Source organism: Bradyrhizobium sp. SPXBL-04, assembly GCF_051853035.1.
Taxonomy (GTDB): Bacteria; Pseudomonadota; Alphaproteobacteria; order Rhizobiales; family Xanthobacteraceae; genus Bradyrhizobium; species Bradyrhizobium zhanjiangense.
In genome coordinates, this window is record NZ_CP182472.1 from 505,279 (window position 1) to 519,970 (window position 14,692).

The 14,692-nt window shown below is 61.6% G+C and carries 13 protein-coding genes; 8 read left to right on the forward strand and 5 right to left on the reverse strand.

Annotation, left to right across the window (positions count from 1 at the left end; translation table 11 throughout):
- Positions 1-74 precede the first annotated feature (74 nt).
- Both ACNJX8_RS02365 and ACNJX8_RS02370 read right to left on the reverse strand, forming a co-directional pair.
- Positions 75-746, reverse strand: coding sequence for an OmpA family protein (locus tag ACNJX8_RS02365; RefSeq protein WP_249759107.1), 672 nt, complete (start codon positions 744-746; stop codon positions 75-77).
- A 145-nt stretch (positions 747-891) separates the two neighbouring features.
- Positions 892-2,424, reverse strand: coding sequence for a caspase family protein (locus tag ACNJX8_RS02370; protein ID WP_439359426.1), 1,533 nt, complete (start codon positions 2,422-2,424; stop codon positions 892-894).
- A 381-nt stretch (positions 2,425-2,805) separates the two neighbouring features.
- Between ACNJX8_RS02370 and ACNJX8_RS02375 the strand changes: the two genes are divergently transcribed.
- Entirely contained in the window at positions 2,806-3,612 is an 807-nt protein-coding gene (locus tag ACNJX8_RS02375; RefSeq protein ID WP_439359427.1) for an N-acyl homoserine lactonase family protein, read from the forward strand.
- Between the two features lie 513 nt (positions 3,613-4,125).
- Here the strand turns inward: ACNJX8_RS02375 and ACNJX8_RS02380 are convergent.
- Positions 4,126-4,599, reverse strand: coding sequence for a hypothetical protein (locus tag ACNJX8_RS02380; protein WP_128942590.1), 474 nt, complete (start codon positions 4,597-4,599; stop codon positions 4,126-4,128).
- A gap of 284 nt (positions 4,600-4,883) precedes the next feature.
- Complete coding sequence (locus ACNJX8_RS02385) at positions 4,884-5,282, reverse strand: hypothetical protein (RefSeq protein WP_439359428.1); 399 nt, start codon at positions 5,280-5,282, stop codon at positions 4,884-4,886.
- Between the two features lie 226 nt (positions 5,283-5,508).
- On the opposite strand from ACNJX8_RS02385, the gene ACNJX8_RS02390 reads away from it, so the two are divergent.
- The 3 genes from ACNJX8_RS02390 to ACNJX8_RS02400 all read left to right on the forward strand — a co-directional run bounded on the left by ACNJX8_RS02390 (position 5,509) and on the right by ACNJX8_RS02400 (position 9,650).
- A complete protein-coding gene (locus ACNJX8_RS02390; protein WP_439359429.1) occupies positions 5,509-8,070 on the forward strand; it encodes a GAF domain-containing protein in 2,562 nt (853 codons plus the stop codon).
- Between the two features lie 287 nt (positions 8,071-8,357).
- Positions 8,358-9,020, forward strand: a complete 663-nt coding sequence (locus ACNJX8_RS02395; protein WP_439359430.1) for a phytochelatin synthase family protein — start codon at positions 8,358-8,360, stop codon at positions 9,018-9,020.
- Positions 9,021-9,209: 189 nt separating this feature from the next.
- Positions 9,210-9,650, forward strand: a complete 441-nt coding sequence (locus ACNJX8_RS02400) for a hypothetical protein (protein WP_439359431.1) — start codon at positions 9,210-9,212, stop codon at positions 9,648-9,650.
- 112 nt (positions 9,651-9,762) lie between these two features.
- Here ACNJX8_RS02400 and ACNJX8_RS02405 read toward each other — a convergent pair whose 3' ends face one another.
- Positions 9,763-10,305 carry a MarR family winged helix-turn-helix transcriptional regulator gene (locus ACNJX8_RS02405; RefSeq protein ID WP_439359432.1) on the reverse strand — a complete coding sequence of 181 codons (543 nt, stop codon included), beginning with the start codon at positions 10,303-10,305 and terminating at the stop codon, positions 9,763-9,765.
- A gap of 110 nt (positions 10,306-10,415) precedes the next feature.
- Here ACNJX8_RS02405 and ACNJX8_RS02410 point away from each other — a divergent pair, with 110 nt between their 5' ends.
- From ACNJX8_RS02410 to hmgA, 4 genes are read left to right on the forward strand one after another with little or no spacing between them, the layout of a single operon-like run.
- Entirely contained in the window at positions 10,416-12,029 is a 1,614-nt protein-coding gene (locus tag ACNJX8_RS02410; protein ID WP_439359433.1) for an FAD-dependent oxidoreductase, read from the forward strand.
- An 8-nt stretch (positions 12,030-12,037) separates the two neighbouring features.
- The gene (locus ACNJX8_RS02415) at positions 12,038-12,262 is read left to right on the forward strand and encodes a DUF2783 domain-containing protein (RefSeq protein ID WP_128930744.1); all 225 of its coding nucleotides are present in this window, start codon (positions 12,038-12,040) and stop codon (positions 12,260-12,262) included.
- A 24-nt stretch (positions 12,263-12,286) separates the two neighbouring features.
- Positions 12,287-13,243: an MBL fold metallo-hydrolase gene (locus ACNJX8_RS02420; RefSeq protein ID WP_439359434.1), complete on the forward strand. Its 957-nt coding sequence runs from the start codon at positions 12,287-12,289 to the stop codon at positions 13,241-13,243.
- Positions 13,244-13,245: 2 nt separating this feature from the next.
- The gene (gene hmgA, locus ACNJX8_RS02425) at positions 13,246-14,592 is read left to right on the forward strand and encodes a homogentisate 1,2-dioxygenase (RefSeq protein ID WP_439359435.1); all 1,347 of its coding nucleotides are present in this window, start codon (positions 13,246-13,248) and stop codon (positions 14,590-14,592) included.
- Positions 14,593-14,692 lie beyond the last annotated feature (100 nt).

Below are 14,692 nucleotides of genomic sequence, written 5' to 3' on the forward strand. Positions count from 1 at the left end.
GGCTGCGGGACGCGCTTTGGAAGCGAGACGTTACACCACATCACGACGTGTCACTGCAAAGGATTGCGTCGTGCTTACTTCGATGCGGTGGTCTTGTTTTCCATGTTGACCACCTGCACGCGGCGGTTGACCTCCGCCATCGGCTGGCTCGGATCCTTCAGCTTGCTCTTGCCATAGCCGACGGTGACGAGGTCGGTCGCCGAGATGCCGTACTTGTCGACGAGGTAGCGCTTGATCGAATCCGCGCGGCGCTCCGAAAGGTCCTGGTTGTAGGCTTCGCCGCCGGCGGCGTCGGTGTGACCGGCGACCACGAAGGTTGAGCCCTTCAGGTCGGGGCTGGTCAGCGCGCGACCGAGCGCCTGCACCGAAGGCATCGATTTGGCGCTGATATTGGCGGAGTTGTAGTCGAACGTGATCTCGAGATCGATGTTCGGCTTGTCCTTGGCGACTGAGGCGATTTCCTCGCGCTCGGTCGACGACAGCGAGCGTGTCGAGCGGCCGCGCACGGACTGGATCAGCTTGGTCTCCGCCGCGTTCGGCGCGGGATCGGCCTGCGGGGCGATCGAGAGGCCGCGGGTCAAAGGCTTCTTCGGCGGCGGCGCGAGTGCGCGGACGATCTCGTCCTCGGTGACGTTCTTGCTGTTACTTTCGTCGCCCGCGAAGGCGGGCGAAGTCGGCAGCGACAGAGCGGCGCCGATGGTGATGATGGACAGGATCGCGGTCAGTCCCTTTGCAGCCAATTTCATAGCAGTCCCTCCTGCGCAGCCAGCTCGCGCATTTCCAAATTCCTGCAACAAGCCCTCGGGAAAGGCCCCCTTGCGGCATCCGCCCATTAGTCTTCCTTGGGCTGTTGAAGGTTCGAGGCGTCTGCTGCCTCAACCCAAAAAAATATCAACGCACTCCGTAGCTTGCGAATTCCTGAACGATGTTTGGATCCATCGCCTTGGCATTGGCGATGTCGAGCGCGCCTTCCTGAGCGGACCCGTTGCGCTGCTTGGCGAGGCCGCGTCCGTAGAGCGAGGACGTCAGGCGCGGGTTGATCCTCAGGGCCGCGTCGAAATCGGCGATGGCGTTCTTGACCGCACCCGATTTCAGGTTGACGAGCCCGCGGCTGTCCAGCGCATCGACGAAGTTCGGCCGCAGCCGCAGCGCCTCGTTGCAATCCTTGAGCGCGCCCTGGAGATCGCCGACCACGGTGCGGGTCCAGCAGCGATTGTTCAGTGCCTCGACGTCCTTCGCGTTGATGCGGAGCGTATCGTCGAAATCCTTGATGGCGAGGTTGTAGGCGCCCTTGCTGGCATAGACCTGGCCACGCCGGTACAGCGCGTTCACGTCGTCCGGATTGGCGGCAATCTTGGCCGTCAGGCTCTTGATCGTGGGGTCGTCAGCCAGCACGGCGGGGCTCGGTCCGCTGTCCGTGCTCGACGCGGGACCGGGATCAACCGGCTTCACGGGCGGCGGCGGTGGCGGCAGGGCGGCCTCGACCTGCGGCTTCGGCGAGGCAGCCGGTGCGGGCGCAGGGGGAGCGGGAGGAGGTGCAGGAGCCGCAGCCGTGTCGGCCGGCTTCGGCGGTGGAGGCGGTGTCGGCGGCGCGGGTGGTGCTGGCGGCGGGTTGTTGGCGACCACGGCCGGCGGCGCGGGTGGCGGCGTCGTTGACGGACGCGATCCGCCGGCCCCCGGAATGAACGAGAAATCTTCAGCCAATGAAGAGGATATCCACGGCACCTGCTCGCCACGCGAGGCGCGGGTGACGCCCATCTTGGTGCGGTTCAGCGTCTCCTCGGCCATCAGGTCGGGGACGCGGATTTCCTTCAGCAGTTCCTGGACGAACAGGCTGTGCTCGCCACCGGCGTCCGAGACCACAGAGGCCAGTGCGGCCGAATACATCACCAGCGTGCCATTCGGTGCGATCACCGGGGTCAGGCCGGCCGAGAAGCTGCGGAACCGGCGCTCGAAGGGGTTGCGCCTGGAGGCGTCGATCAGCGCGATCTTGACGCCGGCGCCGCGGGTGTTGAGTTCGCCGAGCACGGTCTCCAGGCTGAAACCATCGCGGCGCACGTCGGATTCGGTCCAGATCTGCGCATCGACCGGCAGCATGTAGCTCTGACGCGCGGACTGGATGCCGAAACCGCTGAAGAACACCAGCGCGACCGAGCCCGGCTTGATCTTGCCGTAGAGCTTGTCGAGGGCGCGGCGCATCCCGTCGCCGGTCAGGTTCTCGCCAATCTCGACGGAAAAGCCGTCGCGCTTGAGCTCGTCGGCGACGTCGCGCGCGTCATTGATCGGTTCCTTCAGCGGGGCATCCGCATCCGGATATTTGGCGTTGCCGATCACCAGCGCAAAGCGGTCCCCAGCCGCAAGTGACGGGGCAGTCGGAACAAGCGAGATCAGCAAAGGCAGCAGAAAAAGGAAGCGAATTTTCATAATCAGCGCGGTCCAGCCAAAAAGGCACCGTTCCCAGCTTGCGCCGCGGCGACCTTAACTTTCGCTCCATGCATTATCAGACCCGGGATGGGGGGCGTCAACCGCTTGGAGATTCGACTTTATCGCGACGATCGACCGCAAGGCATGGCCGCGCTGCGAGGGGAATAAGGAGGCTGTCATGGTTGCACCCGATGCGATCTGGCTCGATCCTGTCCGCGGGACGTTAGGACAGCCAGGGCGACTAAAATGTGATTGGTCTCACATTGCAGGACAGCGGTAGCCGCAACTTCAGGTGTTTGACCTTTGCGGCGGACAATGGCTTGGTCCGCCGGCTCGTCTCCGCAGGTCCACTCAGAAAAAAGCAAAACAAAGAGCAGAGTCATGGGAAACGTTTACGAGATCTACGCACTGCGCTATGCGACAATGTCGCCGCGCACCCCCCACATGAACTTCCTCGTGCCCGACCCGCATGACAGCGCGGCGCAGGATCTCGACTATTTCGTCTGGCTGATCCGAGGGCACGGTCGCGACATCCTGGTCGACACCGGCTTCAACGCCGAGGAGGCGAGCGCGCGGGCGCGCAAGCTGACGCTCAATCCGGTCGACGCGCTGGAGCGCTTCGGCGTCGCCGCGGCCGCGATTCGCGACGTCATCGTGACGCATCTGCATTACGACCACGCCGGCAATCTCGATCGCTTCCCGCATGCGCGCTTCCATCTCCAGGAGCGCGAGATGGCCTACGCGACCGGCCGCTGCATGTGCAACGGCCTCTTGCGCCATCCGTTCTCGGTCGAGCACGTCACGCAGATGGTGCGCCACGTCTATGGCGAGCGCGTCATCTTCTATTCCGGCGATGGCGAAGTCGCGCCCGGCGTCACCGTGCACCGCGTCGGCGGCCATTCCGACGGCTTGCAGGTGGTGAGGGTCGAGACCGCGCGCGGACCGGTGGTGCTGGCGTCCGATGCCGCGCATTACTACGCCAATCTCCAGCGCAAGAGCCCGTTCCCGATCGTCTACAATGTCGGCGATATGGCGCAAGGCTGGGAGACCATCGAGCGCCTCGCCGGTCACCCTGATCGATTCATTCCCGGCCATGATCCGATCGTGACGGAAATCTATCCCCGCGCCAGCGACAAGGTCGATGCGTGGGCGCTGCACCTGCCGCCGTTGAGATCGTTTGCGAAATAGCCTGACGCAGACCCTCATCCTGAGGCGCGCGCTCTTGCGCGCGTCTCGAAGGATGAAGGCCGAGATGCAGCTGAGGGGCCTTCATGGTTCTCGCGGCGATGCGAAGCATCGTCCCGCGAGACGGCGCTTGCGCACCTCCGGGATCGAACTAGGGCGGCGCCCGGGACGTCAGCAGCCGGTGCCAGACCGGACGCGGTGGCGACGCGGCCAAATCGACGCGAATGACCCACAAGAGACATCGATTGCTCGGAGTGCTACATACCAGCCGAGGATGCGGGAACCAGTTGCTTGTGCGGTCACCGATAGCTGCCGACGCTTTGAGCCTGTTGCCGTTTCTTGACGCCGGGATTGACAGTCGCGCCTATGACAAGGCGCAGCATCGGCAAAGGCTTTAAGGCGCAGCATCGGCAAAGGCTTTGCGCACGCAAAGCCCATTGCCCGGAGGCCTTCCGCCTCCGGGCTTTTTTAATTGTCTTGGCGATCGCTAGTTTCAGTGTTCGACGAGACTTGGCGCTATTGCGCCTTCATGGTCCCGTTCGCATTGAAGTCGTTCTTCCGATCATATCCGGAGTCGTGCAAATTTTTCATATACTGAGCGTGGTCCTTGCTGTTCACACCGCCCGGAGCCATGGCGTAGGAATTAGCCGGGTAATAGCCATAGGAATTAGCCGGCCGGAATGGTGCCGTTGCAATCGCGCCTGCGGTATTGACTGCGCCAGCGGCGATCGCTCCGGCCGTTCCAATCGCGGCGCCGGCTGCATCGGCCGGCCAAAAGCCTGAACGCGCATAACCCGGACCATAATAGCCGTTGTTGTAAGCGCTATAAGCGCGGTTGTTCATGGCTTCGCGTTGGACGGCCCTGGTCGCGCCGTAGGCGGAACCATAGTGAGGCCGGTGGCTATTCCGGTAGCTTTGATGAGTCCATGCCGAAGCGGCAGAAGTGGAGACAGTGAGGATAGCAAGACCAACAAGAATGGTTTTCTTCATGCTCAGCTCCTCTGAAGCGACGCATCATTCGCGCTAAACCGCCTCAGAGAGCCTTCGTTCCGATGCGCTAAAAAGTTTAGGTCCAGCTTGCTGCGTACTTGATTCTCATGCCGGGTTTTAGGGCCCAAATACTCGGACCCGCCGTTCCCTTGGCAGGATGACGATTGAGGCTACCTCAGTGTCGGCCTCCTCAGCGCGTCGCCGCGATGTCGCCTACTGGCCCCTTAGCTGACCTTTCGCATGCCTTGAGCGAACGTCCGCGAATGCCTCCAAGCCGACATTCGTCAGGCTGTGATATCGACAACTTCAAAGGATGACTCCACTCCAGAGAGCACATCCATGCAGCCCCACCCGGTGATGAATTCGTACTGTCGAACGGGACGATGAATCTCCTTCCAGGTCTCCGACTGGCTGTCCGCGAAGGTCGAACCCTCCACGCGATAAGCGAAGTGCCTTGGAACTAACCCCTCGTTTTTCGTAGGCTGTTGCTCAGTACTGAGCGGCATTTCGTCCAAAAGGCGGACTATAGTGGCGCCGTTGAAACGAACGCGAAGCGCCTGACCCTCAGCGCTCGGAAGAACGAAGTCCGCCGAGAGGCTTTCTGCCTTCCACTTGATCGCGAGCAGGTCGCTCTTATCGCAGTCAAACGTCACGCCTGCGTCGATCGGAAAATACTTAGGCATGGCTTGCTCGGGTGGCACCAATCAGGCAGGGGCGTTCTACCATTTCCCCGCCTGTATGTCTGCTTGGGCCCGTGGCAGACCTTGTCGCGCAGCTCGCCGACCGTCTGCTTGTGACCCCTTCTCGGACATCAGCCCGGCCCGGTGACATGCGATTCAGGCTATCCCGGCCCTTCCTGAATGATGGTTTGGACCGATAAGATACCTTCTTGACCCTTTGGGGGCGGATATGACGCGGCCATCAAGAACGGGCGGCAAGACGAGCCAGGCGAAGACCCGCAAGGGCCGCAAGACCACCAAGAGCAAGCGCCGCATTGCGCCAGCGGCCAGCCGAGCGAAGCGTCGTTCGGTCGCCGGTTCGAGCAAAGACCTGAAGGAGGCCCGCGAGCAGCAGGCGGCGACGGCCCAAATATTGAAGGTCATCGCAAGTTCGCCTGACGATGTGCAGCCGGTATTCGAGGCGATTGCGATCAGCGCCAACAGGCTGATTGGCGGTTTCTCTACGGCAGTGTTTCGCTATATCGACGGCATGCAACACCTGGAGGCGTTCACGCCGACCAATCCGGTCGCTGACGAAGCATTGCGAGCTTCGTTCCCGCGGCATCTCACAACGACTTCGGCGCCCTTCGAGTTGCTGCGTGATGGCAAACCAACGCAGATTGTCGATACCGAATCCTCGCCAAACATACTGGCCAGGGATTTGGCGCGATTGCGCGGCTTTCGCAGCATGTTGTTCACGCCGTTGATGAGCAATGGGGTGCCTATCGGCTTGATCACCGTGACGCGAGTCGAGACCGGTTCATTCGCGGACCATCACGTGCAATTGCTACAGACCTTCGCCGACCAGGCCGTGATCGCCATCGAAAACGCGCGGCTGATCAACGAGGTGCAGGCCAAGACCCGCGATCTCTCCGAAGCCCTCACCTACCAGACCGGCAGCAGCAATATCTTAAGGGTCATAGCGTCCTCACCGACTAACGTCGAACCAGTTCTCGAAGCAATCGTCGCAAGTGCGTGCCAACTTTGTGAGGCCGATGATGCTGCCGTGCTCTTGAAGGACGGCGACGAACTGCGCTTCAGCGCACATCATGGCCCGATTTCGATAGATGTAGGAAAGTGGCCGATCAATCGCGGCTGGGTCTCGGGGCGTGCGTTCCTCGATCAGACGCCGGTGCACGTGCGCGACCTCCTCTCAGACGAAGGCGCCGAATTTCCAGATGGTCGGAAATTGACCCAGCATACCGGCACTGGGGTTATTCACAGCATTCTGGCTGTTCCGTTGCTGCGCGAAAAGGAGAGCATTGGCGCGATTCTGCTTCGCCGCACCGAGGTGCAGCCATTTAATGAGAAGCAGATTGCCTTGCTACAGTCCTTCGCCGACCAGGCGGTGATTGCGATCGAGAACGCGCGATTGTTCAATGAAACGAGGGAAGCGCTGGAGCGGCAAACTGCGACGTCGGAAGTGCTACGAGTCATATCCACTTCGCCTGGCGGACTTGGGCCGGTGTTCGAGGCCATGCTGGAAAATGCCGTGCGCATCTGCCGTGCCAGTTTTGGGACGCTGCTCCTATACGAAGGCGACAGGTTGCGGCGGGTGGCGCGAATGGCCGCGCAAAACGTGCCGCAATTGTACACGCCCGACCAGGAAACGCCGCCACACTTCATCGCGCCGTTTGATGGGGCGCCTTCGCTGGGGCGCCTCGTCGAGACCAAGGCGCTGGTTCACATTGCCGATATCGCCACAGAGCATCCCGACGATCTGATCTACAAGGTCGCCGCAGCCCGCACCGTTCTGATTGTGCCGATGCTCAAGGAGAGCGAGCTTGTCGGTGGCTTTGCTGTCTACCGCAAGGAAGTGCAAGAGTTCAGCGACAAGCAGGTCGAGTTGCTGGAAAATTTTGCGGCACAAGCGGTGATCGCCATCGAAAACACACGACTGCTCAAGGAGCTGCGGCAGCGAACCGACGATCTCTCGCAATCCCTCGACGACCTCCGCACCGCACAGGACCGCCTGGTGCAGACCGAAAAGCTTGCCTCGCTCGGCCAGCTCACCGCGGGCATTGCGCACGAGATCAAGAACCCGCTCAACTTCGTCAATAATTTCGCAACCCTTTCAGCGGAGTTGACCGAGGAGTTGAACGAGGCCCTCAAGCCCGCCGAACTCGTCGACAAGATCCGCACCGAAGTCGATGAGCTGACGGCGCTTTTGAAGAGCAACCTCGAAAAGGTCGTGCAGCACGGCAAGCGGGCCGATTCCATCGTCAAGAACATGCTGCTGCACTCACGCGAGGGACCGGGCGAGCGCCGCCTCGCCGACATCAATGCCCTGGTCCAGGAGAGTCTTAATCTAGCCTACCATGGCGCGCGCGCAGAGAAGTCCGACTTCAACATCACGCTCACGCAGGACCTCGACCCCGACGCGGGCGAAATCGAGGTATATCCGCAGGAGATCACGCGCGCGCTGCTCAACGTGATCTCCAACGGCTTCTATGCCGCGACCAGGCGCAAGTCCGAGGCGGGAGACGAGACCTTTGAGCCTGTGCTGAGTGCGACCACGAACAACCTTGACGACAAGGTCGAAATTCGCATTCGCGACAACGGCACCGGGATTTCGGTCGAGGTGAAGGAAAAAATGTTCAATCCCTTCTTTACTACCAAGCCAGCTGGCGAAGGCACGGGGCTCGGTCTGTCGATGACCCATGACATCATTGTCAAACAACACGGCGGAACCCTCGATGTCGAGAGCGAGCTGGGTGTGTTTACCGAGTTCATTATCACGCTGCCGCGATGACCTCTTTTGGCCCATCGGCGAAACTGGGGATAGCCTTTTAGAGTTCTGCTTCGCAGGGTCTAGCGGACGCGAATTGCTCTCGTTGAGCTCTTCTCAGTTTGACCCGAAGGCGAAGATCGCGATAGCGCCCGGCCGTCAGCAGCTGACGCCAGACCGGACGTGGTGGCGACGCGGCCAAATCGATGAGAATGACCTTCAACGGACGTTTACTTGGGGTCGCTTCCGCCAATTAGCTTAAGGATATAATCTGGCCAGCCTCCAATCGGACTGCTGCCAGGTTCAGACCCATGAAGCGGTGGCGCTCAGTCAGCATTATCTGCATGGTTGTCACTGCGGGCCTGCTGGGTGCCGGGGCCCTTGTCGTCGGCCAGTCACGCGTGCCGACAGAAGCCATTGCATCCTCCGTAACACGTACACCGGAGCTTATGGAACGCGCGTGGCACCTGCCAGTGGCCGCCACATTCCATGGGAACGTGAACTGGCAATCAAATAGCTCTCGTTGCGGACCTGCAGCTGTTGCGAATGCGTATAGGTCGCTCGGCGAGACGGCAAGCACGGAGGGTAAGGTGTTGGCCGGCACCGGGCGGTGCTGGACGGGCTTATGCATCCTGGGTCTCACGCTCGACGAACTGGCCGAGGTGGCGCGGACCAACACGAGCCGCAAAGTCACGGTCTTGCGTAATCTCAGCGAGGGCCAGTTTCTGCAACATTTGCGTCGCTCCAACGATCCTGGCCGACGCTACATCGTGAATTTCAATCGCGCGCAAATTTTTGGTGCTGGTGTTGGACATCATTCGCCCATTGGCGGCTATCTGGAAGCCGAAGATCTAGTTTTCGTGCTCGATGTCAATTCCAATTACCAGCCATGGCTAGTCGAGCGAAAGCGGCTGTTCGCAGCTGTGAATACGTACGATGGCGATAAGAAGCGCGGGCTGCTGCTGATCGAGTAATTGCAAATCCCTGCGGCCTGTCACGTACAGCCCTGGGCTGAAGAAGGCGAGCGAGGCGGTGGAGGTGACCAGGCGATCGAATAAAACAAGGCTGCGAGCGGCTGCCTTGCGACGGGTCTGCTCGTGGCCCTGAGTCGAACAGCACTGCAGCCGTCACGACGTCGGCTGTCTGATGTGGTCCGGATTCCGATGAAGCATTTTCTGGAAGGACAGTCGGTTTTAGCGCCTCTCCCTGTTTTACTTTTGCTGGGCGGGTGTGCCGGAACGATGCCCGAATGTAATTCTTTGGATGCGCGTAATACAGTGATTAAGATCGTTTCGGGCGACAGCAACAACGCGCTTGTCAACTACGCCGTTATGAACTCGAGCGCGGTTGCGGCGATGATAAGTCATGCGACCACAGAGGCCGAAAAACTAGCGATTTGGGAAAAGGCGAGACAAGGTGCCGCTTATAGGTTGGATGATGCGACAAGCACAAATTCAAGAAGCAAAGCCAAGCGAGCAGTTACCTGTACCGCGTTATTGTCTGCGACCGTTGAGGATGTGACAGCGCAAAAGGAGGTGGACTTCGAGGTGGAACTAACCGCAGACGGCAAGATTTCCGTTTCGGTCAGTCCGTTTCAATTTTGACCGATGCCACGTAGCGGCCTCTTTCATATCAGGCCAAGCAGGGAATGTCGCCTTTGGCCCGTAGCAGACCTCGGCCTATGTTTCGTCGATTTCCACTTTATAGCTGCCCACCCTAATACGCCTGCTTGGCGTCCGCCTCTTCGCTGGTCTGGATCAGGTCGAGGCTCTGCTCGATCTTGCCGAGCAGGGCCGAGAGCTGCTTGCGCTCCTGCACGGAGAGGCAGGCGAGAATTTCATCCTCCCGCCGCAGCAATTGCGGAAACAGCTCCTCATAGAGCGCGCGGCCCTTCTTCGTCAGTTGCAGGCGGAATTCGCGGCGGTCGGCTTCGTTCTCGACCCGCTCGATCAATCCCTGGTGCAGCAGCATCGTCACCGCCCGGCTGATGGTCGATTTGTGCGTGCGGGTGCATTGCGAGATGAATTGCGCGCTGCAGGCATCATTGCGGAAGCCGAGCGTGGCGATCACGCGCCATGCCGGAATGTCGAGGCCATGCCGCTCCTGATATTCCACCGCGAGCGCGGAACTCACCTCCGCCGCGAGCCGGTTGAGGCGGAACGGCACGAACTTGAACAGGTCGAGCCGAGACTTTGGCCGCGGCGAAGCCTCGTCGGCTTGCCGTGCCTTCAGCGCGATGTCGCTGGATGTCCTCGCCAAGGAAAGCGCTCCGAATTCAGTTGACGGCCGGCCGGCTCCGGTCCAAAATAGTTGCACATGAGACTATCTAGCAGATCAGTCCTCTCCTGACCAGAGCGAAAGGTTAGCGCATGGCGCAGGCCAAATCCCAGTTCGGCTATCGCCGCCACCCCGATCAGGATCGTCCGGGCCAAGACCCGGCCGCGCATCCGGTCGTGGTCGTCGGTGCGGGCCCGGTGGGGTTGTCGCTCGCGATCGATCTTGCCCAGCGTGGCCAGCGCGTCGTGCTTTTGGACGATGCCGACCGTATCGGCGAAGGCTCGCGCGCGATCTGCTTCTCGAAACGTTCGCTGGAATATTGGGACCGCCTCGGCGTCGGCGACCGCATGGTCGAGAAGGGCGTGGTGTGGAGCGTCGGCCGCATCTTTCACGGCGAGTCGCAGCTCTACCAGTTCAACCTGCTACCCGAGGACGGCCACAAGCGCCCGGCCTTCATCAACCTCCAGCAATATTACGCCGAAGCCTATCTGGTCGATCGCATTCAGGATCTGCCTGCGATCGACCTGCGCTGGCGCAACAAGGTGACGGCGCTGGAGCAGCGCAATGATTCGGTCGCGCTGACGATCGAAACGCCGGAGGGAGCCTATCGGCTGCACGCGCAATATGTCATCGCCTGCGACGGCGCGCGGTCCTCGCTGCGACAGATGGTCGGCGCCGAGTTCGCGGGACAGGTGTTCGAGGACCAGTTCCTGATCGCCGACGTCAAGATGACCGCAGAATTCCCGACCGAACGCTGGTTCTGGTTCGATCCGCCGTTCCATGCCGGACGTTCGGCGCTGCTGCACCGGCAGCCCGATGACGTCTGGCGCATCGATCTCCAGCTCAATCGCTACGCCGATCCGGTTCTCGAGAAGAAGCCGGAAAACGTGCAGCCGCGCATCGCGCGCATGCTTGGCCATGACAAGTTCGAGTTCGAGTGGATCTCGCTGTACAAATTCCAATGCCGGCGGATGGACCGCTTCATCCATGGCCGCGTGATTTTTGCCGGCGATTCCGCGCACCAGGTCTCGCCGTTCGGTGCGCGCGGCGCCAACTCGGGACTGGAGGACGCCGAAAACCTCTCCTGGAAACTCGATCGCGTGCTGCGCGGGACTTCGCCCGCGAGCCTGCTCGAGAGCTACCATGCCGAGCGCAGCATGGCGGCCGATGAGAACATCCGCGAATCCACCCGCTCGACCGATTTCATGGCGCCGAACTCGCACCAGGAAGCGCGGCTGCGCAAGGCGGTGCTGTCGCTCGCCAAGGAGACCGAGTTCGGCAAGCGCATGGTCAATGCTGGCCGGCTGTCGGTGCCGTGCAGCTACGACTCGCCGCTGTCCTCGCTCGATGCGGATACGTGGCGCGGCGGACCGTCGCCCGGCTGTTCCATGCTCGACGCGCCCGTCGCAACGCGTGCCGGCGAGCAGATCTATCTGACGGATGCCTTCCGCGAGGGTGGAACGGACTTCACCTTGCTGTCGTTCAGCAATGGCGCGCCGATCGATGTGCCCGATGGCATCAGGGGCATCTGCATTGGAGATGAAGGCGGACTTGCCGATCCCTCGGGCCTGGCCGCAAAGCGCTACGGCGCCGAGCCGGGTGCCGCCTATCTGCTGAGGCCCGACGGTTATGTCGCGGCGCGCTTCCGCCACCCGACGCGCGCGACGATCGCGGCGGCGCTGGCGCGGGCCGAAGGTTTGTATTGAGGTTTCGCATGCCGCTCTCCACCAACTCCAACTTCGCGCGTCCCGACGATGCCTTTCGCGCCATCGTCGAGGCGCATCGCGGCCTCACCGAGGAGCAGAGCGCCGATTTCGACGCGGCGCTGGTGCTGATCCTCGCCAACCATATCGGCGACATCGACGTGCTGCGCGAGGCGATCGGCCTTGCCAAGCGGCGCATGATCGACGGCCAGCAGCAACAACAGCAACAACAATAACCCAATGACTTGAAGGACGAATTGATGGCGAAGAATTTCGCATCCACCGGCGATCTCTCCGAGAAGAAGATCACCTTCTCCGAGATCGGCGCCGATCTCTATGCCTTCACCGCCGAGGGCGATCCGAACACGGCCGTCATTGTCGGCGACGACGGTTGCCTCGTGTTCGATGCGCAGGCAACGCCCGCGATGGCGAACAAGGTGATCGAGCGCGTGCGCACCGTCACCGACAAGCCGATCAAATATGTCGTGCTGTCGCATTATCATGCGGTGCGCGTGCTGGGCGCATCCGCCTACAAGGCGCAAGGTATCGTCGCCTCACAGGAGACCTATCGGCTGATCGAAGAGCGCGGCAAGCAGGATTGGGATTCCGAATACGGCCGCTTCCCGCGCCTGTTCCAGGACGCGCAGAGCATCCCCGGCCTGACCTGGCCGACGCTGACCTTCGAAGGCGAGATGTCGATCTATCTGGGAAAGCGCGAGGTGCGCCTGATGCAGTTAGGGGCCGGCCACACCTCCGGCGACATCGTCGCCTGGGTGCCGGATGCCGAGGTGATGTTCTCCGGCGATCTCATCGAATATCACTCGGCCTGTTATTGCGGCGATGCGCATTTGCGCGAATGGCCGCTGACGCTGAACGAGATTCGCAACTTCAATCCCAAGGCCATCGCGCCGGGCCGCGGCGATGCCCTGAAGGGCCTCGCCACCGGGCGCGAGGCCATCGCGATGACGCGCGAATTCGTCTCCACGCTCTATGGCGCGGCCGAAATCTCCGTCGCCAAGGGTCGCACCTTGAAGGAGACGATGGCGGCGACGCGCGAGGTGATGGATCCGAAATTCTCGAGTTTTGCCATCTACGAGCACTGCCTGCCGTTCAACGTGTCGCGCGCCTATGATGAAGCGTCGGGGATCGACGACCCCGTGATCTGGACCGACAAGCGCGACCAGGAGATGTGGTCTGCCCTGCAAGGAGGAGGATAGTCATGAACATCAACACCTCGCCCGATCAGATCGTTCGCAGTTCCGCACAGGTGACGCCGGGCTACATGTCCGGCTTCGGCAACAGTTTTGAGACCGAGGCGCTGCCGGGCGCGCTGCCGATCGGGCGCAACTCGCCGCAGCGCTGCGCCTATGGCCTCTATGCCGAGCAGCTCTCGGGCTCGCCCTTCACCGCGCCGCGCGGCACCAATGAGCGCTCCTGGCTCTATCGCATCCGTCCGTCGGTGAAGCATTCCGGCCGCTTCGAGAAGATCGATGCCGGGCTGTGGCGCTCGGCACCGTGCCACGAATACGATCTGCCGATCGCGCAGCTGCGCTGGGATCCGACGCCGATCCCGAAGGAGGAGGTGACCTTCCTCCAGGGCGTGCAGACCATGACGACAGCGGGTGACGTCAACACGCAGGCCGGCATGGCGGCGCATGTCTATCTCATCACCAAATCGATGCTGGATCAGCATTTCTACAATGCCGACGGTGAGCTGATGTTCGTGCTTCAGCAGGGCGTCTTGCGTCTCGTCACCGAGTTCGGCCGCATCGATGCCGAGCCCGGCGAGATCGTGGTGATCCCGCGCGGCGTCAAGTTCCGCGTCGAAATCCCGAACGGTCCGGCGCGCGGCTATCTCTGTGAGAACTATGGCGGCGCTTTCACACTGCCGGAGCGCGGGCCGATCGGCGCCAATTGCCTCGCCAATGCGCGCGACTTCCTCACGCCGGTCGCGTACTATGAAGACAAGGACACACCGACCGAGCTTTACGTGAAATGGGGCGGCTCGCTGTTCAAGACCACGTTGCCGCATTCTCCGATCGACGTCGTCGCCTGGCATGGCAATTACGCGCCCTATAAGTACGACCTGCGCACGTTCTCGCCGGTCGGCGCGATCAGCTTCGATCATCCCGATCCCTCGATCTTCACGGTGCTGACCTCGCCGTCGGAGACGGCTGGCACCGCGAATATCGACTTCGTGATCTTCCCCGAGCGCTGGATGGTCGCCGATAACACCTTCCGCCCGCCCTGGTATCACATGAACATCATGAGCGAGTTCATGGGCCTGATCTACGGCGTCTACGATGCCAAGCCGCAAGGCTTCGTCCCCGGCGGCATCAGCCTGCACAATTGCATGCTGCCGCACGGCCCGGATCGCGATGCGTTTGAGCATGCCAGCAATGGCGAACTGAAGCCCGTGAAGCTGACCGGCACCATGGCCTTCATGTTCGAGACCCGCTACCCGCAGCGTGTCACCGCGCATGCCGCGAAATCATCGACGCTCCAGGACGATTACGCGGAGTGCTGGAAGGGCCTGGAGAAACGGTTCGATCCGAACAGGCCGTAGCTTTCTTGCCCTCTCCCCTTGTGGGAGAGGGTGGCTCGCCGCATGGCGGCGAGACGGGTGAGGGCTCTGTCTCCGCGAGTGAGCCTCTCACATTCGGATA